We start from the raw sequence: 23386 nt of genomic DNA, 5'->3' as shown, positions 1-23386 counted from the left end.
ACTCTTCAGTTTAATCTCTGTTACTTTGCCGTTTTACCGGCATGGTCGAACTATTTAACTAGTTCAAACCCCTCGCATTGCGAGGTGTTTGCTCACTCAAAAACAACTGACAGGCCACTTCTTGCGAAGCGTCCTATTTCATTTATTTATTCGTGAACATTTGATATTTTAAGTATTACGCCAATCCGAAGATCGGCGCTGCACTTGCATCAAATGTCCACACTTATCGACTGTTAATTGTTAAAGAACTGTATTCGGTTACTGCTTTCGCGCTATCGACAAAGCGTTGTGTTTGTCAGCTGCGAAGAAGGAAGAGTATGAAGCGTTTTGCCAAATCCGTCAACCTTCTTTTTTACCCACCTCACTCAGCATTTGCATGCGTCGTTCAGCGAGGGGGCGAATTATAGCCCTGCCCCGCACGCCCCGCAAGGGCTATTTTCCCGCCCCGTGAAACGGCCCTGGCACCGCACTTGCTTATACAGCCCCATGCACTGCCCCTGATGGTAGCAACTCTGGGCCTCGCAGCAACACGGGGGGACAGCCCGGCTCGCTTTGCTTTGCTCCCATCTGTGACAGGTGCTACATTATGGAACACTCTCGATATTCAAAAGAGCGCCGCAGTACAGGGCCCAACGGAGGCAACGAGATCATGTATCAACCGTCAGCTACTTACCGTAGCGCACCGTTTTCGTCCATCGCGGATGCGAACACTTTGCCGGCAGGACAGGACAACGTCCCCGTCATCATCGAAACGTCCCATCAGCGCTCCGTCGCCTTTGGCCTGTCGCCCACGGCCACGCCCGACTTTACGCCGGCCGGCAAATCCGACCTGTCCTTGCTGATCGAGCAAAACCGCATGCTGCACACACATGCGCTGCCGGCGATGGAAACCCTGTACCAGCAAATCGTCAACACGCACAATATGGTGATACTCACGGATGCCAACGGCGTCATCGTGCATTCGCTGGGCGACGATGATTTCCTGGAGAAAGCCAACCGCGTCGCCCTGCAACCGGGCGTGGCATGGTCGGAACAAAGCCGCGGCACGAATGCCATCGGCACGGCCATCACGGAAAAAGTACCGACTCTGGTTCATGCGGACCAGCATTACCTTGCTGCCAATCATTTCCTAACTTGCTCTGCGGCACCAATCACCGACCACCGGGGCAATGTCATCGGCGTACTGGACGTTTCCAGCGACCAGCGCAGTTTCCACAAGCATACGATGGCCCTCGTGCGCATGTCGGCGCTGATGATCGAAAATCAGCTGTTTTCCGCCACCTTCGAAGATGCCATCACCGTGCACTTCCACGCCCGGCCCGAATTCATCGGCACCTTGATGGAAGGTATCGCCTCGTTCACCCCGGGCGGGCGGTTCTTATCGGCCAACAAGAATGGCTTGTTCCAACTGGGCCTGTCATTTGCCGCATTGCAATCACATACTTTCAGCTCCCTGTTCGGCTTGCCCGTTTCCGCCCTGTACGACCATTACCGTACCGCCTCGCCAGGTTTGCTGAACCTGTGCATGCACAGCGGCGTACGCGTGTATGGGCGCGCGCAGTTGCGCCTGTCTAATAGCGTCTTCCAGCACGGCTTTACTGCCAGCACCGACCATAGCGATATCAACGCCGTGCCGGCCCAGGTTCCCGCGCCGGCCAGCCATGCGGCCAATACGGCGCGCCGCCTGTCCGGCTTGCGCTACCTGCGCACGGGCGATCCGCAACTGGAACTGGTGATCGAAAAGGTCAATAAAGTCCTGGGGCGCGATATTCCCATCCTCGTCATGGGAGAGACAGGCACCGGCAAGGAATTGCTGGCGCAAGCCATCCATAATGATTCGCCACGGGCCATGGGACCGTTTATTGCCGTCAACTGCGCCTCGATCCCGGAAACCCTGATCGAATCGGAACTGTTCGGCTATGAAGACGGGGCGTTTACGGGTGCGCGCAAGAAAGGGGCGATAGGAAAGATTTTGCAAGCGAATGGCGGCACCCTGTTCCTCGATGAAATCGGCGACATGCCCTTCGGCTTGCAGGCGCGGCTGCTGCGCGTGCTGCAGGAGCGGATGGTCACCCCGCTGGGCAGCAGCAAATCGATTACCGTGAATGTGGAACTCATTTGCGCCACGAATCACAACTTGCGCGAACGCATGGCCAAGGGGCTGTTCCGCGAAGACCTGTATTACCGCCTGAACGGCCTGGTGGTGAAACTGCCACCGCTGCGCGAGCGCACGGACCTCGATACGGTGGTGAAGAAAATCCTTGCAACGGAAGCGCCCGACACGCGCTACACGGTGGCGCCCGACATCCTGCGCCTGTTCCACCAGCATAAGTGGCCAGGCAACTTCCGCCAACTGACCAATCTGTTGCGCACGGCCATCGTCATGGCTGGCGACGAGCATGAAATCTGTTTGCGCCACATGCCCGATGATTTCCTCGACGATATTGAGATGACGCAAGCGACTGCCGCCAGCGCCAGCACGGACCGCATGATCGCAGCCGGCGCCAACCTGGAAGAGATGGAGCAAAGCGTGATCCTCAAGTCGCTCGATGCCCACGGCGGTAACGTCTCGGCCACGGCCCGGGCTCTGGGCGTGTCGCGCAACACGATCTATCGCAAGGTGCCGCATCTGAAATAGCCTAGAGTAGACGGGGAAAGCCGGGCGACATCTTGCGCCGCCCCTGCTTGTCGATGGTCATCAGGTCGATGCCCTGCATGTGCGCAGCCATCGCATGCGCGCGCACGGCCCCCGTCACCATGAAGGTCGTCGACAAGCCATCGGCCAGCAAGCCCGTAGGCGCCAGCACGGTCACGCTGGCCAGTTCGCGCGGCGAATCGCCTTTCGCAGGGTCGAAGATGTGGTGATGCGCGAAGTCAGGCGTGAACGCGCATTCGTAATCGCCGGACGTCGCCACGCTGCGGCCCTCCACTTTCAAGGTGGCCGCCAGGATTTCCGCGTCGCGCGGGTCCTGGATGCCCAGGGTCCACGGGCGGCGCACGGCACGCTGTCCGCGTGCAATGAACTCGCCCGTGTCGAGCAGCGCGTGCCGTATGCCGCGCGCCTGCACGGCCGCCAGCGCCATGTCGGCCGCATAGCCCTGCGCCAGGCCATTCAGGGTCAGCGCCATGCCGGGCTGCAGAAAACGCACTTCACGGCGATCCCACGCCAGTTGCCGCCAGCCTACCCTTGCCTGCGCGGCGCGGCGCGATGCTTCCGCAGGCAGGCTCGCCTGGTCTGCCGCCGACCGAAACAGCCGCCATAACGGTTGCACGGTGATATCAAATGCCCCATCGCTCCATTGCGACAAGGTTTGCGCCTGCGCCAGCACGGCCAGCAGGTGCGCGTCCGGCCGGGCCAGGCGACCATCGCGGTTCAGCTGGAAGACCTGGCTGGCGGGACTGTAAATGCTCATCAGGCGGTCGATATTCCCGGCCGCATGCAGGGCGTCTTCAATGGCCAGCTCGGCCTGGCGCTGATCGTGGTGCAAAACAGTGACGGCGATCGTCGTGCCAAACGCCAGCGCTGCGCCGCGATACGGGCGCACGCCGGAGGCCGTGACCGTGCCGCGCGCCATGCTGCCAGGCAAAGACAAAGCCGCCATGCCGGCCACGCTGCCGATCGCCGCCGAAATAAAGCTTCTACGCTGCATTGCTGCTCTCCTCTGCCATGGCCCGGACTATCGGGATGGTACGGGCACGCTTGATTTCCAGCATCAAGGGTGCGCATTTTTCATCGCTGGCGTAAATCACCACGCAATCCATGCATTGAAAACACTCGCCGTAATCGACTTTCCCGCTGGGCGCAATGGCATGATGCTCGCAGCGGTGGCGGCAGGTCTGGCACGGCGTGCCGCATTCCTTGCGGCGGGGAATCCAGTTGAAMAGGCGAAAGCGCCCCAGCAGGGCCAGCGCCGCGCCAAACGGACACAGGAAGCGGCAAAAGAATTTATAGGAAATACTGCTGAGCAGTAGTAAACCCACGGCATACGCGACGAAGGGCCAGGCGCGCACGAAGTTCAGGGTGATGGCTGTCTTGAACGGTTCCAGCTCCACCAGCTTGTCCGTGATCTGGCTGGAAAACATGCTGCTGCCGAGAATGGCCGCCAGCAAGCCATATTTGATCCATTTCAAGCGTTCGTCCAGGCGCGGCTTGATTTTCCACTGCGGCAAGCGCAACCATTGGCCCAGCTTGCCCGTGAATTCCTGCAAGGCGCCAAACGGGCACAGCCAGCCGCAAAACGTGCCGCGGCCCCATATGAATAGGCTGAGCAGCACGAACGCCCACAGGATCACCGTCATCGGGTCGAACAGGAAGAAGCCCAGGCTGCGCCCCGCCAGCAGCGCCTGGATCACCCCTGTGATATTGACGATCGACAACTGCCCCTGCGCGTAATAGCCGATGAAGCCGATGGTGAACAACAAAAACAGGCGGCGAAACCACGCAAATTGCCGGCCGTCGCGCACCAGGCGTTTCTGCCAGGCCAGCGCGCCGGCCAGCAGCGCCAGCCCGGCCAGCAGGATCAACAGCTCAGCCTTGCGCCCCTTCCACGTGCCGCGCCAGCCGGCATCGTCGCCTTGCGGCGCGCTATAAAAATCGGCAGGCAGGCGGTACGTGAAATCGACGTTGCGCGCGATGCGCTCCGGATACACGATGCCCTTGCTGCGCGTGATCGGCATGGTGAACGCCAGCGGACTGGCCGCATCGAGTCCCGCCTGGCTGATGACGCGAAAGACGGCGATATTTTCAGTCGGCAACGGTCCCGCATCGGACAGGTTCAGTTCCAGGTCCAGGTCGCGCATGTCGATGGGCAAGCCGTCCTGCTTCAGCAACAGGCGCTCGGGCACGGTGCCGCGCACGAAATCGTCGCCCAGCACGCCGTAGCGCCCGCGCGACATGACGAGGATGGCGTGGTCGCCCTCGTCGAGCCGGTTGCGCAGCTTGTTCCAGCTGCGCTCCGTCAACAGATTGCGTCCCACCGTGGGCACGGACACATAGGCCAGATACAGGTCGATGAACACGCCGTCCGGTTCGCGCTGGGCCTGCGCATCGAGTCCGGCGCCATTGCTGCCAGCAAACAGAGTCTCCACCTCCTTGTTGTTCAGGCGTACATGCTGGAGCAAGCCTTGCTCAAGCATCTGCGCCACGCTAAGTTGCTTGAACACCTCCATGCGGATGCGGGCGATCTGGTCCGGATCGCGGCCTTGCGCAAACCCGAGTTTTTTGCGCGACACTTTCAAGGCCGACGCCAGCACGCTCTGGTTGATGATGCGCACGGAAGCCGTGGCCTTCGACACGCCATCGATATCGGCGTGGGTCGCATCGGCCGCCCGCTTGGTGCGCGCACCGATGGCGATGTTCTGCTTGAGCGAGAGTCCCTGATACTGTTTGACGAACTGGAACAGCGGCGCCTCGCCCAAGCCATCGAGAAACACGGGTTCATGCTGCGACAGCACGGCCACGTCCAGGAAACTGCCAAGAGGATTGATGGCGATCAATAAATTGACGGGAACGCCGGAAAAGCCGGGAATCGGCGCCAGGTCCACCGACTCAAACACGTAGCCGACCAGTTCCGTGGCCGTGGCATTTTGCTTGAACAGGGGCCAGACGGGCAGGTCGGCGTCCTTCTCACCGACGACGAGGGGCGCGGGAAAGCGCCGCGCCAGCTCGGCCCGGGTGAGCACGCCGGCCCACGCCTGCCCCAGGATAAACAGGAATAGCCAGCATCCGATGAACAACCGCAGTATCCGCATGCACTACGCTCCATGCGGCGCCGCAGCTTCCGGCGCCGCATTCATTGGTTAGAAAAAAATAATGCCGCCCAGGGACACGCCATTCATCTTCGCTTCGCCGCCCGCAAAGCCCTTCGAGCGCGTCTGGCCCAGTTCACCCACGAGGGTGATCGCGCTGTTGAGCGAGTAATACGCACCGAGGGTCAGGTTGGCGTTCGACTTCAGGCCGCCCGTGCCGGCCGTGTTGTCATCGTTCTTGCTGATGCCATAGGACAAGCCCAGCTTCAGCTTGTCCGTCGTTTTATACGTGCCTTGCAGCAGCCAGTTCTTCGACTTGGTATCGCCCTGGTCTGCATCGGACAAGATGCCGAGTCCCTTGCCGCCCTGGAAGTTGACCAATACGCCGGCCGGGCCCATCTGGTAGGAGCCGCCCACTTCCACGCCGCGCATGGTCAGGTCATCGACGCCAGGCGTTTTCGAGGTGAATTTTTGCGACTTCACGCCCAGCCAGGCTTTCAAGCCTTCCTGCGCATACGTCAGCTGCGCCTGCACTTGCGGGCTGGACTTCGAAGAATAGGTCGAACCTGCCACGATGGGCGTGTCCGACACGGGGCTGACCAGCGCCACGTCGACGCCAACGCCGCCGGACTTCGGCGAGCTGTACATGATCTGGCCATAGTTGCCCAGATAGGTATAGCCGGCACCGATATGGCCCAGCGTGACGCGGCCCCGCTGCGTGGCCTGCACGGGCGCGCCCGAGCCCAACAAGGTCATGTCGGACAGGATCGCATTTGCGCCGAAGATGCCGTAGTCGCGGCCCAGCTTGAAGGTGCCCATTTCCGCATTGCCAAACGTAAAGAAAGCCTGACGCACGTCGACTACGCTGTTCTGGCTGATGGCGCTGTCCGTGGCCGTCGAGTTGTAGATGCCGATCAAGGCTTTCACGTCGTATTCGCCCAGGCGCGAGCTTGCCGAGGTGATCAAGCCATTCGGCAGCAAGCCGTTGCCGATGGTGGTGCGGTCCTTCTCTCCGCCGCAACCGAGCGCCTGGCCGCCCAGCGCCAGCCCGCCCACCGCGTCGCCCGAACACGACACTTGCGTGTAATAGGCATTGACGATGCCGCCCACCGACACGGTCCAGTCGCCGGCCTTGATATCGACGGCTTGCGCCTGCCCTACCGCTGCAATCGTCATGACACCCAGGCTCCCCAGCTTGATCAATGTGTTCATTGCTTCTCCTCTTTCTTCTCTGTTTTTAGTGTGCACATCAGTGATTGATGTACCTCAAGCTTTGGCAATAAGCGTGCCCAACACGACTCACAGGGAGAAAGAGAAAAAGCGTCGTTAACATGTGCAGCAGCGGATCAATTGCCCCGCACGGTGTTCATTTTTTGACCAAAAGTATGTGCAACAAAGATACAGGTAAACAAAAAACTGACGGCCAAGGCCGTCAGCAAAAAGAAAGCGCCCGGCAGGCAGGGAGACACCCATCCGAGTGGCCCGGGCGCCTCCCCCCTTACTTCGATGCCAGCTTGAAGACCCACACGGAACCACCCTGTTCCAGGAAGTTGACCTTCTTCGCCACTTCGCCGCCCCACAGCGGCACGGCGCCGCCCCAGCCGGAAACGACGGCCACGTATTGCGTGTCGCCATCCTGCCAGGTGACGGGTGGCGCCACGACGCCGGAGCCCGTCTGGAATTTCCACAGTTCCTTGCCCGTCTTCGCATCGACGGCTTTCAGGAAGCCTTCCGGCGTGCCGTAGAACACCAGATTGCCTGCCGTGCTCATCACGCCGCCCCACAGCGGCGCGTTGTTCTTGATTTCCCAGACGATCTTGCCCGTCTTCGGATCGACGGCGCGCATGGCACCGATGTAATCGTCAAACAGGGGTTTGATGGTGAAACCGGCGCCGAGGAAGGCGCCGCCCTTCTTGTAGCTGATGGGCTCGTTCCAGATGTCCATGCCCCATTCGTTCGCGGGCACATAGAACAGCTTGGTTTGCGGCGAATAGGCCATCGGCATCTGGTTTTTGGCGCCGAGGAAAGCCGGTGCGGCAAACACGGTCGTGCCCTTCTTGCCCTCCTCTCCCTTGGTCGGGTCGCCAGGGCGGCCGGCGGGAATGAAGTTCGGCCGGCCCGTCTTCAGGTCGATGCTGCTGGCCCAGGTGATTTTCTTGACGAACGGAAAGGCATTCTGCAGCTTGCCCGTGTTGGCGTCGATGACGTAGAAGAAACCGTTGCGGTCGGCCTTGCCGCCGTAGCGCTTGCCATCCATGTCGAAGGTGACGAATTCGTTGGCGCCGTCGAAATCCCAGGCATCGTTCGGCGTGTTCTGGTATGCCCACTTGATCTGCCCCGTCTTCACGTCCAGCGCCACCGTGGACGACGAGTACAGATTGTCGCCGGGACGCAGATGGCTGTTCCATGGCGCCGGGTTGCCGGTGCCAAAATACGCGAGCTTGGTCTGCGGATCATAGGTGCCGCCCATCCACGTCGAAGCGCCGCCCGTTTTCCACAGGTCGCCCGGCCAGGTCTTGTTTACCGTGCCGGACACGCCGTTATCGCTGGCCTTGCCATCCTTGTCGTAGCGGTGGCCCATATGGCCTTCCACGGTCGGACGGCTCCACACGAGGTCGCCCGTCATCGGATTGCGCGCCTCGACCCGGCCGACAATGCCGAACTCACCGCCCGACACGCCCGTCAGCAGCAAGCCTTCGGCGATCAGCGGCGCGGCCGTCATCGAATAGCCGGCCGCATAATCGTCGACTTTCTCTTTCCAGACGATCTTGCCCGTGTTCTGGTCCAGCGCCACGAGATAGGCGTCCAGCGTGCCGAAGATCACCAGGTTACCGTACAGGGCCGCGCCGCGGTTGACCACGTCGCAGCAGGGCATGATGCCGTCCGGCAAACGGTGCTCATATTTCCACAGCTTGGCGCCCGTTTTCAGGTCGATGGCGAAGATGCGCGAATACGATGCCGTGACGAACATCTTGCCGTTGTGAATCAAGGGCTGCGATTCCTGGCCCCGCTGTTTTTCGCCGCCAAACGAGAACGACCAGGCCGGCACCAGCTTGGCCACGGTCTTGTCATTGATCTGCGTCAACGGCGAATAGCGCTGGCCCTGCGTGCCCATGCCGAACGACAGCACGCTGGCCGGATTCCTGGCCGTGCTGTCGAGCATGGCACTGGTGACATTGCCCACGTCGGCCGCCTGGACCAGCGAAACGACACTCAGACCGACGACGATCCCCATGATTTTTTTCTGCACAATCATCTCCCTCTGTTATTAGTATGTGTATGTATCAAGTGCTGCCATGGTCGTGCGGCTGCGCATGCAGCAAGGCGCACTCTTCATCGGTAAACAGGCGCGAACGCGTCAAGAAGCGCTTGCCCGTGCCGTTGTCGAGTGAAAACATGCCGCCATTGCCATCGACCACATCGATAATCAACTGGGTATGCTCCCAGTACTCGAATTGCTCGAGTCCCATGTAGAACGGTGTGCCATTCAAATTGCCGAGATAAATGTCGGTATCGCTGACATCGAACTCGCCCAGCGCATAGCACATGGGCGCGCTGCCGTCGCAGCAACCGCCTGACTGGAAAAACATCAGCGGGCCGTGACGCAGGCGCAACTTGTCCATCATTTCCAGCGCCGCATCGGTGGCGACCACCCTGGCAATTGCTGCACTCATGGCATCCCTTTCTGTGCGCCGCACCCGAGGAACAGGGGGCGGCGCCTGTTGCCGGTTTAGAAGAAGCCCAGGGCTTTCGGGCTATAGCTCACCAACAGGTTCTTCGTTTGCTGATAGTGGTCGAGCATCATCTTGTGATTTTCGCGGCCGATACCCGATTGCTTGTAGCCGCCGAACGCGGCGTGGGCCGGATACAGGTGGTAGCAATTGGTCCACACGCGGCCCGCCTGGATGGCGCGGCCCATGCGGAAGGCACGCGAGCCGTCACGCGTCCACAGGCCGGCGCCCAGGCCGTACAGGGTGTCGTTGGCAATCGCCAGCGCGTCGGCCTCGTCCTTGAAGGTGGTCACGGAGACGACGGGCCCGAAGATCTCTTCCTGGAAGATGCGCATCTTGTTGTTGCCCTTGAACACGGTCGGACGCACGTAGTAGCCGCCTTCCAGGTCGCCCGCCTGCGTATTGCGCTCGCCGCCGGCCAGCACTTCGGCGCCTTCCTGGCGGCCGATGTCGAGATAGGACAGGATTTTTTCCAGCTGCTCCTGTGATGCCTGCGCGCCTATCATGGTGGACGAGTCGAGCGGATTGCCCTGCTTGATGGCGGCCACGCGCTTCAGGGCCCGTTCGATGAATTTCTCGTAGATCGATTCCTGGATCAGCACGCGCGATGGGCAAGTGCACACCTCGCCTTGATTCAGCGCAAACATGGCAAAGCCTTCCAGGCATTTGTCGAAATACTCGTCGTCCGCATCCATCACGTCTGCAAAGAAGATGTTCGGCGACTTGCCGCCCAGCTCCAGGGTGACGGGAATCAGGTTTTGCGCGGCATAGCCCATGATCAAACGGCCCGTGCCCGTTTCACCCGTGAAGGCGATCTTGGCGATGCGCTTGCTCGAGGCCAGCGGCTTGCCCGCTTCCAGGCCGAAACCGTTGATGATGTTCAGCACGCCAGGCGGCAGCAGGTCGCCGATCAGCTCGATCAACACCATGATCGAGGCGGGCGTTTGCTCGGCCGGTTTCAGGACGACGCAATTGCCGGCGGCCAGGGCTGGCGCCAGCTTCCACACGGCCATCAGGATCGGGAAATTCCAGGGAATGATCTGGCCCACGACGCCCAGCGGCTCGTGATAGTGATAGGCATAGGTTTCCGCGTCGATTTGCGCGACGGAACCTTCCTGCGCGCGGATGCAGCCGGCAAAGTAGCGGAAATGGTCGATGGCCAGCGGAATGTCGGCATTCATCGTTTCGCGGATCGGCTTGCCGTTGTCGATGGTTTCCGCCGTGGCGATCAGGCTCAGGTTCTGTTCGATGCGGTCGGCGATGCGGTTCAGGATATTGGCGCGCTCGGCAGGCGAAGTCTTGCCCCAGGCATCCTTGGCGGCATGGGCGGCGTCCAGCGCCAGCTCGACGTCTTCCGTCGTGGAGCGGGCGATTTCGCAAAACGGCAAGCCCGTGATCGGCGTAATGTTGGGAAAATATTCACCTTTTACGGGGGCAACGAATTTGCCGCCGATGTAGTTGTCATAGCGTTGTTTGAAGGGATTGGCTACGCCCAGTTTGCTGATGTCTGCGAGATTCATGTCGTCCTCTATCGGGTGAATTAGAATAAAAGTACTTAATTAAAATCAAACGTCCTGGTACAGATGGGGTGAGTACACGGAGTCTTCCGCAAATGCCGTGCCAGCTCGCCGTCCCACTACAAACTTAGCGGGTTTTACTGCTGTTGCAAGGGCATGGCGTCAATAGCGGCGCGCTTTTCACCCATGCGCCCGGGCCGGACGGCAGGCGGCGCTTTATTGGCGTATTGAACAGGGCGGCGGCGTCCTGTTCCAAGCCGAACCAGCCCTGCTGCGCCGCTGCACAATGGAACAGGTGTACCAGACTGGAACACCTGTTCCGGCTTGCCTAGCGGATCACCACGCCCCATGGCAATTCGCCCACGGCAACATCGGCCACCTTGCGCGCGCTGGCCGTGTCGATGACGGAGACGCTGTTCGAGCGCCCGTTGGCCACGTACAGCTTGGCGCCGTCGGGCGTGATGGCCATGTTCCACGGGCGCTTGCCGACTGGAATGGTGGCCGTCACCTCGTTGCTGGCCGTATCGATCACCATCACCGTGCCGTCGATGCCATTCGAGACATATACGTGCTTGCCACCAGGATGGACCACGATGCCATTCGCATTCTTGCCTGCAGGAATGGTGGCGATGGACTTGCGCAGCGTCATGTCGATCACATACACGGCGTTGACCAACTCGCACGCCACGTAGGCGCGGCCGGAATCGGGGCTGAAGCCGATGCCGCGCGGACGCAGTCCCACGGCGATGGAAGCCACCTGGCGGCGTTGCGCCACATCAATGACGTCGACTTGCTCGGCCTCTTCCGCGCTGACCAGCAGCCAGCGCCCATCGGGGCTGAAGACGGCGTGTTCCGGGTTGCGCCCCTGCACCTTGATATCGGCGAGCACGACGCCCGTATGGCCATCGAGCAAGGCCACGCTATTGTTTTCCTCGACAGCCACGGCCACGTAATTGCCGTCGTGCGAGGCGCTGACGCCTTCGGGCGACTTGCCCAGCGCTACGCTGCGTACGGGCGCACCGGCAGCGTTGTCGATCAGCAGCAAGGCGCTGCTGGCTGCATCCGTGACAAACAATTGCCGCCCGGTGGGATCGGCGGCGATGCCGCGCGGGCGCTTGCCAGCCGCGATCTGGCGCACCACCTGGTCGGTGGCCGTGTCGATCACGCTCAGGGTGCCCGACTTTTCATTGGGCACATAGGCAAACGGTTCGGCATGGGCATACGCACATGCCAGCGCCGGCAGCAATACGCAAGCCTGGCGCAAACGTCGGAATAACTTGGGCATAATCACCTTTTCAATGGCAAAACAGGGAAAAAGCGCTGGCTGGCAGCGCCTCTGATGATTCCTGCATGCAAACCCCGTGCCACTGGCGCGCGTATAATTTCCCATCACCAATGGAGACATGGCAGGCATATTGCTTGAGAAGACTATGCAGACCTGCGCCGCGCACGCGATCAAGCAGGCTTTATTCACATTGGAGAACCGCATGCAGCATCGTTTCCGCCTGAACACCATCGCCAGCCTGTTTGTTGCCGGCAGCGCCACCCTCGCCCCCCACGTCTTTGCTGCCGAGCCCGCTGACCTGGCCGGCGGGCAACTCATGGATACGGTCGTGATCAGCGGCAGCCGCATCGCCCACCCCAGCCAGGAGGTGCCGGCCTCGATCGACGTGGTCGACAGCGCCCGCATCCAGGACGGGCAAATCCGCGTCAATGCGTCGGAGGCGCTGGCCGCCGTGCCCGGACTGGTGGTGCAGAACCGCCAGAACTATGCGCAGGACCTGCAGATCTCGTCGCGCGGCTTCGGCGCCCGCTCGGCCTTCGGCGTGCGCGGCGTCAAACTGATCAGCGATGGCATTCCCGCCAGCATGCCCGACGGCCAGGGCCAGGCCGCCACCTTCAACCTCGATACGGCCGAGCGCATCGAAGTGCTGCGCGGACCGTTTTCTGCCATCTATGGCAACCATTCTGGCGGCGTGATCCAGCTGTTTTCCAAGGATGGGCAAAATCCCCCGTCCGTCGAACTGAACGTGACGGGCGGCAGCTACGGCACCAGCAAGGCGGACTTGACGGCGCAAGGCCAGGCGGGCGGCATAGGCTACGTGCTCGACGGTTCGCGCTTCCGTACGGACGGTTTCCGCGACCACAGCGCCGCCACACGCGAACAGGCGTTCGGCAAGATCACCATCAAGCCGACGAAGGACAGCAAGCTGACCATCGTCGCCAACAGCCTGCATCAGGGCAACACGCAAGATCCGCTGGGCGTCACCTGGCCCACGTTTGCGCGCGACCCGCGCGCCGGCGAAATCGATGCGAGCGACACGCAAAACCCGAAGCGCACCCTGGCCGAACGCTACAACACGCGCAAAAGCATCGATCACCAGCAGATCGGCGCCACCTACGAGCAATCATTCGGCGATGACCGCCTGCATGTGACGGTGTATGGCGGCAACCGCGACGTGATCCAGTACCAGGCATTTAATAAGGCATTCCAGGCGCCGCCCAAGCATTCGGGCGGCGTGGTCGACTTCCAGCGGGAGTTCTACGGCATCGACACCAACTGGCTGCACGTGAATCAATTGGCTGGCGGCAAGCTGAGCACCACCATCGGCATCGATTACGGCCGCTCCAGCGATGACCGCACCGGCTATGAAAACTTTATCGGCAACACATTTGGCGTGAAGGGCAAGCTGCGCCGCGGCGAGCAGGACGTGGTGTCCAGTCTCGATCCGTATATCCAGACGGAATGGCAGAGCGGGCCATGGCTGCTGAGCGCAGGTTTGCGCTACAGCAAGATGAAAGTGGCGGTCAATGATCACTTCCTCGGCAATGGCGACGACAGCGGCAGCCTGGAATACAGCCACACGACACCCGTGCTGGGCTTGCTGTACAAGCTGACGCCCAGCGTCAACGTGTACGCCAGCGCCGCGCGCGGCTTCGAGGCGCCCACCTTGAACGAACTGTTTTACTCGGGCACGGGCGGCGGTTTCAATTACCAGCTGAAACCGGCCACCAGCACCAACCTGGAAGCGGGCATCAAGGCCAAGCTCAACAACAACACGCATGTAAACGCCGCCTTGTTCCAGATCAAGACCAGCGACGAACTGGTGGTCGATCAATCGAGCGGCGGGCGCACCAGCTACCGCAATGCCAGCAAGACCTTGCGCCAGGGCATGGAGGTATCGCTGGACTCGACCCTGCCTTACGGTTTCACGGCGAAAGTGGCGCTGACCAGCCTGCATGCCGTGTATGACCAGGCCTTTGGCAGCGTACGCGAAGGCAGCCGCTTGCCGGGCGTGCCCAGCGCCAATCTGTTCGCGGAGCTGGCGTGGAAAGACACGCTCGACCGTTTCGGCGCGGCAGTGGAAAGCGTGGCCAGCAACCAGGTCTACGCGGAAGATAGCAACATCGAAAAACCGGCGCCCGGCTACACGGTGTTCAATGCCCGCTTCAACGCCAAACAAAACGCAGGCCATTGGCGCTTCAAGGAATTTGCCCGTCTGAACAATCTTTTCGACAAGACTTACGTGGGTTCCGTCATCGTCGGCGACAGCAACAAGCGCTACTATGAAGCGGCGCCGGGCCGTAACTGGCTGCTAGGCGTCAGCGCCCAATACGCCTTTTAAGAACACCTGAGAAAAAGTCCATGGCGGCGTTGCATTGCCTGGCCGTACTATTCGTACTGCCTGCGGCAATGCGCCTTGCCCTGAACATTTTTCAGGCGTTCTCATGATCTGAGAAAAAGTCCATGGCGGCGTTGCATTGCCTGGCCGTACTATTCGTACTGCCTGCGGCAATGCGCCTTGCCCTGAACATTTTTCAGGCGTTCTCATGAAAAAGCCCGCGCCTCTTCCGATGTGCGGGCTTTTAAACGAAAGCAGGCTACTTCAGGGCCGCGCTTCCTTCACGCCATGCTTCTCAAAGATGGCTTTCAATTCACCGCTGGCCGCCATCTCGTTCATGGCCGCCTGCAGCAGCTTGCCCACGTCGAGCTGCTGGCGGCTGACGGCCAGGCCCACGGCCCAGCCGGCACGCGGCAAGCGGGCGAACGCCACTTCGCTCAGGGGGAAGGCGGGGTCGCTTTTCAGCACCGACTCGATTTCCGAGCGGTTCGCCAGTACGGCGTCGAGCTTGCCCGCCTGCAATTGCTGCAAGGCTTCGGTCGCCGTGTCGAAGATGCGCACGTCGTCGCGGTACTTGCCATTGTCCTCGCCCAGCATCAGCATGGCGGCGATCGACACTTTTTCGACGCCGATGCGCTTGCCGGCGAGGCTGGCGACCCCGTCGAATTGCGGCACGGCTTGCACGCTGCGGGCCAGGCGCACGGTTTCCACATAGTATGGGGCGAAGATCTCGACCTTGTCGTTGTCCGCCATCAATTTCTTGTCGACCGGCACGTGCAGCATCACGTCGGCGGGACCATAGCCGAGGTAATGTCCCTTCCACACCATATTGCGCAAGTCGTCGTTGAGGTTTTCGCCGGCGGGAAAGGGCAGCAAGCTCAGTTTCAAGCCCAGCTTTTTCGCCAGCGCTTCGGCAATGTCGATATCGATGCCCGTACCCTTGTCGGAAAACGGGGCGAACTCGTTATACACAGCCACTTTCAGGCTGCCCGACTGCTGCACTTTCTGCCAGTCGGCGCGCGCCGGCGCGGCCGCGCACAGCGCCAGGCAGGCGAGCGAGAGCATCGCGCGCGTGCCCCGGAGTTGAAATGAACGCATGGGACTCCTTCGTGATCAGTTCGGCCTAATTAGACTCGCGGCGGGTTTCCAGGTAGGTCTTGATGGCCCACATGGCTTCCTGGTTGAACACGCCCTCGAACGGCGGCATGTACACGGCGCCATTGCGTACTTTACCGTGACGTATGGTCGCCAGGAAATAATTGTCCGTTTCCTTGTAGCAAGCCTGTTTCTTTGTCTCATTCTTGATACCGAAACAGTCGCGATCGAGCTGGCGCAAGTCCGGCGCGATGCCGCCCGAGATGGCTTCGATGCCGTGGCAGCGGGCGCAGTTCTGATTGTAGGCCGAGGTGCCCACCGTCAGGGCCAGTTTGTTGCCCCGATATGGGTTTTGCTCGAGCCATTTGTCGCCCACCTTGGGTAAACCCGTGGTGTCGACGCCTTGCGGCGTGACATTGCCGTGCGCATAGGCTTGCGGCAAGGTCAGCAGGGAAGTGAGGGCAACAGCGCCGGCGGCGGCTACGCCGAGCAGGGTGCGGATGGAATAGGTCATGCTGGTCTCCTTGGTAGTGAATATCCAAAGAAGAGCAAATGCCATGCCATGCATGCGTACCCCTGATCCGGCCGCCCATGTATCAATTTGGAACAGCTGCAACAGGTATTTGTGTCACCGCGTACGTCAGGCGGCGGCCACCGTGCAGATACTGCCCCGCTCCTGCTGCTCGAAAGTAATACGCACGGGCAAGAAGCGGGAAATCACGTCCGCATTCGTCAACGCATGCTGCGACACCTTGCTGCAGCTGAAGGCGCCGCCGCCGGCCAGCGCCATGGGCAGCAGGAGCTGGTCGGCCAGGTGCTCGCCCACGGCCGCGTCCGTCTTGAGATAGGCGCGCACCTCGTTCAGCAGGCGCTTGGCCACGGATTCGGCCAGCAGGGACTTTTCGCCGAACGAGGTAAATACTTCCGTGACATATTCATGCTCCAATGTCAGCAGCAAGACGTTGCCCGGCCCCTGCTCCGCCGGCAGGCCGACGATGCGCAGCTGCTTGCCGCTCCAGCCCATGCCCTGGGCGACGCGCTCGAGCTCGCGCTGCGCCACGTTCACATGCACGCCCGCCACCACGCTCTCCGCATACCCGGCCTTCCGCTCGCCGCGCTGCAACAATACGATGGGCAGCAAGCGCTGGCATGGTTGCACCGTGGCAATCACTTCGCCGCCGCCCGCGGGATGAAAGCCGTAGCGCTGCTGCGCGATATCGACGTCGGCGCCCATCTGTTCCAGGATGCGGCCATACGCGCGCTGCAAAAAATGCACGGGCGGCGCCATGGCATTGTGCGTGCCGCCGCTGATGCGCACGGTGGACGGACCATCCGCATGCAGCAAAGCCGGCAACAGGGTTTGCAACACCAGGGTGCAACTGCCGGCGCTGCCGATGGCGAATCGGTAATCGCCGCCGCGTATGGGGCCAGGCACGAATTCCAGGCTCGATGCGCGCAGCGCCACCGGCGTCGTGCGCGCCCCGCAAATGGCGGCCGCCGCCTGCACGGCCAGCAGATGCTGGCGCAGCAAGCCGGGCTTGTCCCGCCCCGCGCGGATATTCGACAAGCGGAATGGCTGCCCCGTGATCATGGACAGGCTCAGCGCCGAGCGCAAAATCTGTCCGCCGCCTTCGCCTTGCGCTCCATCAATTTCTATCATTTCTACTTTCTTTCTATTAACCTTTGACGCAAACGACCTGCTTCAGGATATGCACGACGTCGACCAGTTCGCGCTGCGCCAGCATCACCGCATCGATATCCTTGTAAGCCATCGGAATCTCATCGATCACGTTTTCATCCTTGCGGCATTCCACGCCCTCGGTGGCGCGGATCTGGTCGGCCAGGCTGAAGCGCCGCTTCGCTTCCGTGCGGCTCATCGTGCGTCCCGCACCGTGGCTGCAGCTATGGAAACTGTCCGCATTACCCTTGCCGCGCACGATAAAACTCTTCGCGCCCATGGAACCGGGAATGATGCCCAGCTCCCCGGCGCGGGCCGAGACGGCGCCCTTGCGCGTGACCAGCACGTCCTTGCCGAAGTGGTGTTCCTTCTGCACATAGTTATGGTGGCAGTTGACGGCTTCCACATGCGTCTGGAACGGCTTGTGGATGACCGTGCGCACGGCCGCGATCAGGTTTTGCATCATCACTTCGCGGTTGTTGCGCGCGAAACGCTGCGCCCAGCCCACCGCTTCCACGTAATCGTCGTAATGCTGCGTGCCTTCGGCCAGGTAAGCCAGGTCCTGGTCGGGCAGGTTGATGAAGTGGGTACGCATATCCTGCTTGGCCAGTTCGATGAAATGCGTGCCGATGGCATTGCCCACGCCGCGTGAACCCGAATGCAGCATGAACCATACGCTGCCCTGCTCGTCGAGGCACACTTCGACGAAGTGGTTACCGCTGCCCAGGGTTCCCAGGTGACGATAGTTATTCGTGTTCTTCAGCTTGGGCGTTTTCAGGCAGATGGCGTCGAATTCATCCTTCAGCTGCAGCCACGCGGCGTCGACCACCGAGGGCGGCGTATGCCAGGAACCCTCGTCGCGGCCCCGGTGGCCCCGCGTCTTCGGCGACATCCCGTGCGGAATGGCGCGCTCGATGGCGCTGCGCAGCGGCCCCAGGTTATCGGGCAAATCGCTGGCCGTCAGCGTGGTCTTGGCCGCCATCATGCCGCAGCCGATATCGACGCCCACGGCTGCCGGAATCACGGCGCCCAGGGTGGGGATCACGCTGCCGATGGTCGATCCTTTACCGAGGTGAACGTCGGGCATGACGGCGATATGCTTGTAGATGAACGGCAGGGTCGCCGTGTTGCGCAATTGTTTTTTTGCCGCTTCTTCGACAGGCACGCCACGCGTCCACATTTTCACGGGACGGCTGCCTTCGGTATGCAGGACTTCGTATTCTTCGTTTTTCATCGCTATGCTCTTCTTCTATTGTATAGGGGGTGATGACAAGGATTGGTGAAACATTGCCGACGCATCGGCTCTAAATGTAGTTCCACCGGCATTCATCAGTACGACAACCCGACCAGGGAGACAGGATTTCTGCCAGGCTGACTGCACCTGGCAGGCCGGTTTGACGCGGCTGATCGATGTAATCCTGTCGGCATTCGGGGCACTGCGGCGCATGACCAGCCGGGACAGGACATCTTTATGTAGCCTTGTCCGCATTCATGCGCTTTGCTTCAACAACCTCGCGCCGCGATATCGATGGCGGCGATTTCCCCCACCCAGTGGGCTGGGTCCAGCTGGCCGGCGGCAAAGGCGGCGATGATCCTGAATACATCATCGRAAAAACCGCCGATATTCAAAATATCCCCGCGCTCCATCGCCTGCGTGGTGGCGTGCGGCGCAATATCGATGCAGACCAGCTTTGCCTGCGGATTGCGCTGCTTGAAGACATTCCACTGTCCCATGGTCGCCGTGGCGCCGCTGCGCTTCGCGTCGATCCACGATTCGTTATCGGACACATAGATCACCAGGTCGGCCAGCTCCTTCCTGCCGTTCATGCGCAGCAGGGGCGCGCTGCAATTGGTGCCGCCACCGCCGATGGCCGCCAGCCTGGCCGCGTTCTCCATCACGCTATCATCCGCGCCGAGCGCGCACTGCACCACGCTGTGCTCGAACGGCAGCACCATCGCGTCCGGATTCTTGCGCAGCATGGCCGCCGCCACCAGCGCCGCCACGTCGATGCAGCGCACGTTCGAGGTGGCGCTGCCGCGAAAACCGCTGACGGGTGACGCCATCGAGCCGGAAACGTCGGGACACACCACCACCTTGCCGGCGATCCGCGGCACGTTCGCCAGCGATATTTCCAGCGCCTGCTCCAGCGCCGCGTGCACGATGCGCGGTACCTTGTCGCCGGCGGCCAGGTACGCCGACATCAGCTGGTACGGAAACACGCGCGAGCTGGCGATCGCCGCGGGATCGCACAGCCTGGCGGCGATCAGTTCCGGCATGCCGGCGATGTCGTACACGCCATGGCGGGCGAAGGTGTTCAAATTCATGCGCACCATCTGCCAGCCGCCCTGGCGGGCGATCTGCGCCCACGCCTGTGCGTTCAAGGGCAGCGCCGTCAGCATCTGAAACGGCACTGCCGGAATCGCTTGCGCTGGATCAAGCTTGTAAGCTTCGAACGCTGCCAGCGTCGGCGGCAGTGCGGCGGCATCGTAGGGCTTGCCGATCAGCCAGGCGAAAAACGCGGCCCGCCAGGCATCGCCGGGTTTCGGGTGCACCATCTTGACCACGTCGGCCAGCGATGGGCTATTGCCCACGGCGGCGGCCAGCAAGGCCTGTTCCGACGCGCCGTTCAGCCATGCCTGCACGAGCTTTTTCGGACGCGATCCCAGCGATTTGCGGCCGATGACGCCCGAACGCACGATTTGCACGAAATTGCGCAGCATCTTGCCATTGTTGATGACGCGTTGAAAAGCCGGCGCGAATTCCACGGCGCCCTGCCCCGCCAGCACGGCCACCAGCAAGGCCGGCATATCCTTCATATAGCCCCGTTCGCGGCAGTACACGGCCGTTTGCGCAATGAAGGCCGGCTCGACGGCCTGGCACAGCTCGATCACCTTTGCCAGCTGCGCGTCGGCGCTCGCATAAAACGTCGTGTTCAGGCAGCCCGTGGCCGCGTATTGTGCCAATTGATGGCGTGGCGTCAGCGCATACGCTGGCGCGCCTTCGGCATTGTGCGCCAGCGCCGCCGGCAAGGTTGCGCTCTGTTTCGCGCTGTGGAATAACTGGGCGTTGGCCATTTTTTTCCTCTTCTACTCTATGCGTTTATCTCGGTGTTATCCCTTCTATTGCAAGCGCTGTGCCAGCTTTCCGCAATTTCCCAGCAGTGCTTGTAAGTAATTGATTTTATTCATCAATATTTTCAACGTGCGCTTTCAGGCGAAAATGGGCAACATCGGATATTCAGATACAATTATCTTTTCAGATAAACTCCTATCCAATCCATGCAAGCAAAACGCACCGTCGTCATCGGTTTTCTCGGCACACAGCTCGACAACGGCAGGGGCGCGGCCCGCTGGGAAAAGTGGCGGCCCAGCGTCGCGTTGACCCAGCATGAAGACAGGATCATCGACCGTTTCGAACTGCTGTACGCCGGCGAGCAATTTGCCAGCCTGGTACGCCAGGTGTCGCAGGATATCGCCAGCGTCTCGCCGGAAACGCAGCTGCTCGCGCATGACCTGCCGATCAGCGATGCCTGGGATTTTGAAAACGTGTATGGCGCCCTCTATGATTTCGCCAACAGCTATCCCTTCGACCCGGACCAGGAGGATTACTGGATCCACATCACCACCGGCAGCCACGTGGCGCAAATCTGCATGTTCCTGGTGACGGAAGCGCGCTATTTTCCTGGCCGCCTCGTGCAGACGTCGCCGCCGAAACGCCAGGCCATTGGCAATCCCGGCAGTTACGCGCTGATCGACCTCGATCTGTCGCGTTACGACCAGATCGCCCAGCGCTTTACGCGCGAGCAGGCCGAAGCCGTAGCGTTCCTGAAGTCCGGCATCGCCACGCGCAATGCGAAATTCAACGCCATGATCGGGGAAATCGAGCGCGTCGCCATCAAGTCAAAAGCGCCCATGCTGCTGACGGGGCCGACCGGCGCCGGCAAGTCCTTTCTCGCGCGCCGCATCTATGAGCTGAAACGGTCGCGCCACCAGATCGACGGCAAGTTCATCGACCTCAATTGCGCCACCCTGCATGGCGACGGCGCCGCGTCCACCCTGTTCGGCCATATCAAGGGGGCATTTACGGGCGCCGGTGCGGACCGGCCAGGCTTGCTGCGCAGCGCGCACAAGGGATTGCTGTTTCTCGATGAAATCGGCGAACTGGGACTCGATGAACAGGCGATGCTCTTGAAAGCCATCGAAGAGAAACGCTTCTTCCCCGTCGGCGCCGACGCGGAGGTGCAAAGCGACTTCCAGCTGATCGCCGGCACCAACCGCGACCTGGGCAAAGAGGTAGCGGCCGGCCGCTTCCGCGAAGACCTGTATGCGCGCATCAATCTGTGGACCTATGCATTGCCGGGCCTGGCGCAGCGGCCGGAAGACATCGAGCCGAACCTCGACTACCTGCTGGCGCAGTACGGCGCGGAGACGGGCGAGCGCGTGCGCTTCAACAAGGAGGCGCGCGAGCGCTTCATGCGCTTTGCCGCCGCGCCATCGGCTGCCTGGCACGGCAATTTCCGCGATTTGTCCGCCGCCGTCACGCGTCTGGCCACCCTGTCGGAAGCGGGGCGCATCACGGACCAGGTCGTGGATGAGGAAACGGCACGCCTGCGCCGCCTGTGGCAGCATCATGGCGTGCGGCCTGATGGAGACGAAGTGGCACTGGCGCAGATCATGGGAGAAGCGGCCGCCGCCCGGCTGGATCTGTTCGATGCGCTGCAGCTGCAGGCGGTCATCAAGGTGTGCCGGCAGTCGAACAGCCTGTCCGACGCGGGCCGCACGCTGTATGCCGTCTCGCGCGCGGCAAAAGCCAGACCGAACGATGCGGACCGGCTCAAGAAATACCTGGCCCGCTTTGCCCTTGATTGGGATACAGTGTCTGTAAGCAACTAATACATAATGACAATGATTCCTGAAGAAATACGAGTAGAAATCATGCGCCGCCTGGCGGCCGTGGAAGAAAAGGAAGGCGTACGGATACTGCTGGCCATTGAGTCCGGTAGCCGCGCCTGGGGCTTTGCCTCGCCCAATAGCGACTTCGACGTGCGGTTCATCTATGCCCGGCCTGAAGACTGGTACTTGAGCGTCGACCTGGAAGACAAGCGCGACGTGATCGAATATCCCATCGTCGACGATATCGACCTCAATGGCTGGGATGTGCGCAAGGCGCTCCAGCTATTCKGGCGCTCCAATCCCGCCGTGATTGAATGGATACAGTCGCCGATACAATATATCGAAAATGGCCATTTCAAGACTGGCATCCAGGCCTTGCTCAATTCCATCTATACGCTGGAAAAGGGTATTTACCATTACCGCAGCATGGCCAAGACCAATTACCGCGGCCATCTGATGGCGGAGATGGTGCCTTTGAAGAAGTATTTTTATGTATTGCGCCCCTTGCTGGCCACGCGCTGGATAGAAACCTATCGCACCGCGCCGCCCATCGAATTTGCGGCCCTGCTGCACCTGTTACCCAAGGAAGAGGGCTTGCTGGAAGAAATTCACAGGCTGCTCGAGCGTAAAAAGCTCGCGCTGGAAAAAGAATTAGCCCCACGCATCGATAAGCTCAATGCATTTATCGAATCGGAATTGGCCAGGCTGGAGAATTTCAGCGTGGAGAAAGAAGAAAAACCCGCCGGGATGCAGGATTTGAATCATCTGTTCCAGCGGATACTACGAGAAATCTGATCTGAAAATGACAAAGGCAGCGCGCAGCGCTGCCTTTTTTTCGTCCGTGCGCCGTGCAAGCGCGGCAATCTGTGGACGTAAAAAAACCCCCACCGGATCACCGATGGGGGTTTTTTCGAATAAGAAGCCTGACGATAACCTACTTTCACACTGGTTGCAGCACTATCATCGGCGCAAAGTTGTTTCACGGTCCTGTTCGGGATGGGAAGGGGTGGGACCAACTTGCTATGGTCATCAGGCATAACTTGTACTGACGCTTGTTCTCTATTGAGCAACAAGGCCATGAATCTGGAAGAAGCGGATTAT

The 23386-nt window shown here is 60.9% G+C and carries 16 protein-coding genes and 1 rRNA gene; 4 read left to right on the top strand and 13 right to left on the bottom strand.

All coding sequences use genetic code 11. The annotated features are described in order from the left end of the window. Positions 1–649: 649 nt before the first annotated feature. Positions 650–2638, top strand: a complete 1989-nt coding sequence (locus CBW50_RS25720) for a sigma-54-dependent Fis family transcriptional regulator (RefSeq protein WP_226936515.1) — start codon at positions 650–652, stop codon at positions 2636–2638. Position 2639: 1 nt separating this feature from the next. On the opposite strand, the gene CBW50_RS25715 is transcribed toward CBW50_RS25720, so the two are convergent. The 7 genes from CBW50_RS25715 to CBW50_RS25685 all read right to left on the bottom strand — a co-directional run bounded on the left by CBW50_RS25715 (position 2640) and on the right by CBW50_RS25685 (position 12281). Next, on the bottom strand, positions 2640–3650 hold the full coding sequence (locus CBW50_RS25715) for an FAD:protein FMN transferase (protein WP_086148145.1): 1011 nt from the start codon (positions 3648–3650) through the stop codon (positions 2640–2642). Further along, positions 3640–5751, bottom strand: coding sequence for a 4Fe-4S binding protein (locus CBW50_RS25710; RefSeq protein ID WP_086148144.1), 2112 nt, complete (start codon positions 5749–5751; stop codon positions 3640–3642). The genes CBW50_RS25715 and CBW50_RS25710 overlap by 11 nt, the downstream gene beginning before the upstream one ends. A gap of 48 nt (positions 5752–5799) precedes the next feature. After that, on the bottom strand, positions 5800–6960 hold the full coding sequence (locus CBW50_RS25705; RefSeq protein WP_086148143.1) for a porin: 1161 nt from the start codon (positions 6958–6960) through the stop codon (positions 5800–5802). A 286-nt stretch (positions 6961–7246) separates the two neighbouring features. Further along, positions 7247–8983, bottom strand: a complete 1737-nt coding sequence (locus tag CBW50_RS25700; RefSeq protein ID WP_086148148.1) for a PQQ-dependent methanol/ethanol family dehydrogenase — start codon at positions 8981–8983, stop codon at positions 7247–7249. 49 nt (positions 8984–9032) lie between these two features. Further along, positions 9033–9422 (bottom strand): DUF779 domain-containing protein, encoded by a 390-nt coding sequence (locus tag CBW50_RS25695; RefSeq protein WP_086148142.1) that lies wholly within the window; start codon positions 9420–9422, stop codon positions 9033–9035. 56 nt (positions 9423–9478) lie between these two features. Further along, positions 9479–10999 (bottom strand): aldehyde dehydrogenase, encoded by a 1521-nt coding sequence (gene adh / locus CBW50_RS25690; RefSeq protein ID WP_086148141.1) that lies wholly within the window; start codon positions 10997–10999, stop codon positions 9479–9481. Positions 11000–11324: 325 nt separating this feature from the next. Next, entirely contained in the window at positions 11325–12281 is a 957-nt protein-coding gene (locus tag CBW50_RS25685; RefSeq protein WP_086148140.1) for a beta-propeller fold lactonase family protein, read from the bottom strand. 202 nt (positions 12282–12483) lie between these two features. Between CBW50_RS25685 and CBW50_RS25680 the strand changes: the two genes are divergently transcribed. Further along, positions 12484–14622 carry a TonB-dependent receptor gene (locus CBW50_RS25680; protein WP_086148147.1) on the top strand — a complete coding sequence of 713 codons (2139 nt, stop codon included), beginning with the start codon at positions 12484–12486 and terminating at the stop codon, positions 14620–14622. A 261-nt stretch (positions 14623–14883) separates the two neighbouring features. Here the strand turns inward: CBW50_RS25680 and CBW50_RS25675 are convergent, their stop codons facing one another. The 5 genes from CBW50_RS25675 to CBW50_RS25655 all read right to left on the bottom strand — a co-directional run bounded on the left by CBW50_RS25675 (position 14884) and on the right by CBW50_RS25655 (position 20467). Further along, positions 14884–15717 (bottom strand): ABC transporter substrate-binding protein, encoded by an 834-nt coding sequence (locus CBW50_RS25675; protein ID WP_226936513.1) that lies wholly within the window; start codon positions 15715–15717, stop codon positions 14884–14886. 25 nt (positions 15718–15742) lie between these two features. Next, positions 15743–16228, bottom strand: coding sequence for a cytochrome c-550 PedF (pedF, locus tag CBW50_RS25670; protein WP_076573049.1), 486 nt, complete (start codon positions 16226–16228; stop codon positions 15743–15745). Between the two features lie 126 nt (positions 16229–16354). After that, on the bottom strand, positions 16355–17374 hold the full coding sequence (gene rtcA, locus CBW50_RS25665) for an RNA 3'-terminal phosphate cyclase (RefSeq protein ID WP_086148138.1): 1020 nt from the start codon (positions 17372–17374) through the stop codon (positions 16355–16357). 16 nt (positions 17375–17390) lie between these two features. Next, the gene (locus CBW50_RS25660; protein WP_086148137.1) at positions 17391–18626 is read right to left on the bottom strand and encodes an RtcB family protein; all 1236 of its coding nucleotides are present in this window, start codon (positions 18624–18626) and stop codon (positions 17391–17393) included. Positions 18627–18895: 269 nt separating this feature from the next. Beyond that, the gene (locus CBW50_RS25655; protein ID WP_086148136.1) at positions 18896–20467 is read right to left on the bottom strand and encodes a TROVE domain-containing protein; all 1572 of its coding nucleotides are present in this window, start codon (positions 20465–20467) and stop codon (positions 18896–18898) included. Between the two features lie 204 nt (positions 20468–20671). On the opposite strand from CBW50_RS25655, the gene rtcR reads away from it, so the two are divergent. Both rtcR and CBW50_RS25645 read left to right on the top strand, forming a co-directional pair. Then, on the top strand, positions 20672–22285 hold the full coding sequence (rtcR, locus tag CBW50_RS25650) for an RNA repair transcriptional activator RtcR (RefSeq protein ID WP_086148135.1): 1614 nt from the start codon (positions 20672–20674) through the stop codon (positions 22283–22285). Between the two features lie 6 nt (positions 22286–22291). Continuing rightward, positions 22292–23080: a nucleotidyltransferase domain-containing protein gene (locus CBW50_RS25645; RefSeq protein ID WP_253251994.1), complete on the top strand. Its 789-nt coding sequence runs from the start codon at positions 22292–22294 to the stop codon at positions 23078–23080. 126 nt (positions 23081–23206) lie between these two features. Here CBW50_RS25645 and rrf read toward each other — a convergent pair. Next, a 5S ribosomal RNA gene (gene rrf / locus CBW50_RS25640) occupies positions 23207–23319 on the bottom strand. Positions 23320–23386 lie beyond the last annotated feature (67 nt).

The organism is Janthinobacterium sp. GW458P (genome assembly GCF_002127585.1).
In the GTDB taxonomy this organism is placed as follows: Bacteria; Pseudomonadota; Gammaproteobacteria; order Burkholderiales; family Burkholderiaceae_D; genus Janthinobacterium.
The sequence above is the reverse complement of the archived record's forward strand: the minus strand, read 5'-3'. Positions and strand labels throughout refer to the sequence as shown.

Bases quoted from the DNA above. Each gene is read 5' to 3' on its own strand.
- rtcA (WP_086148138.1), bottom strand. From the start codon at position 17,374: ATGATAGAAATTGATGGAGCGCAAGGCGAAGGCGGCGGACAGATTTTG.
- CBW50_RS25675 (WP_226936513.1), bottom strand. From the start codon at position 15,717: ATGCGTTCATTTCAACTCCGGGGCACGCGCGCGATGCTCTCGCTCGCC.
- CBW50_RS25680 (WP_086148147.1), top strand. From the start codon at position 12,484: ATGCAGCATCGTTTCCGCCTGAACACCATCGCCAGCCTGTTTGTTGCC.
- CBW50_RS25715 (WP_086148145.1), bottom strand. From the start codon at position 3,650: ATGCAGCGTAGAAGCTTTATTTCGGCGGCGATCGGCAGCGTGGCCGGC.
- CBW50_RS25695 (WP_086148142.1), bottom strand. From the start codon at position 9,422: ATGAGTGCAGCAATTGCCAGGGTGGTCGCCACCGATGCGGCGCTGGAA.
- adh (WP_086148141.1), bottom strand. From the start codon at position 10,999: ATGAATCTCGCAGACATCAGCAAACTGGGCGTAGCCAATCCCTTCAAA.
- CBW50_RS25700 (WP_086148148.1), bottom strand. From the start codon at position 8,983: ATGGGGATCGTCGTCGGTCTGAGTGTCGTTTCGCTGGTCCAGGCGGCC.
- rtcR (WP_086148135.1), top strand. From the start codon at position 20,672: ATGCAAGCAAAACGCACCGTCGTCATCGGTTTTCTCGGCACACAGCTC.
- pedF (WP_076573049.1), bottom strand. From the start codon at position 16,228: ATGACCTATTCCATCCGCACCCTGCTCGGCGTAGCCGCCGCCGGCGCT.
- CBW50_RS25720 (WP_226936515.1), top strand. From the start codon at position 650: ATGTATCAACCGTCAGCTACTTACCGTAGCGCACCGTTTTCGTCCATC.
- CBW50_RS25705 (WP_086148143.1), bottom strand. From the start codon at position 6,960: ATGAACACATTGATCAAGCTGGGGAGCCTGGGTGTCATGACGATTGCA.
- CBW50_RS25685 (WP_086148140.1), bottom strand. From the start codon at position 12,281: ATGCCCAAGTTATTCCGACGTTTGCGCCAGGCTTGCGTATTGCTGCCG.
- CBW50_RS25660 (WP_086148137.1), bottom strand. From the start codon at position 18,626: ATGAAAAACGAAGAATACGAAGTCCTGCATACCGAAGGCAGCCGTCCC.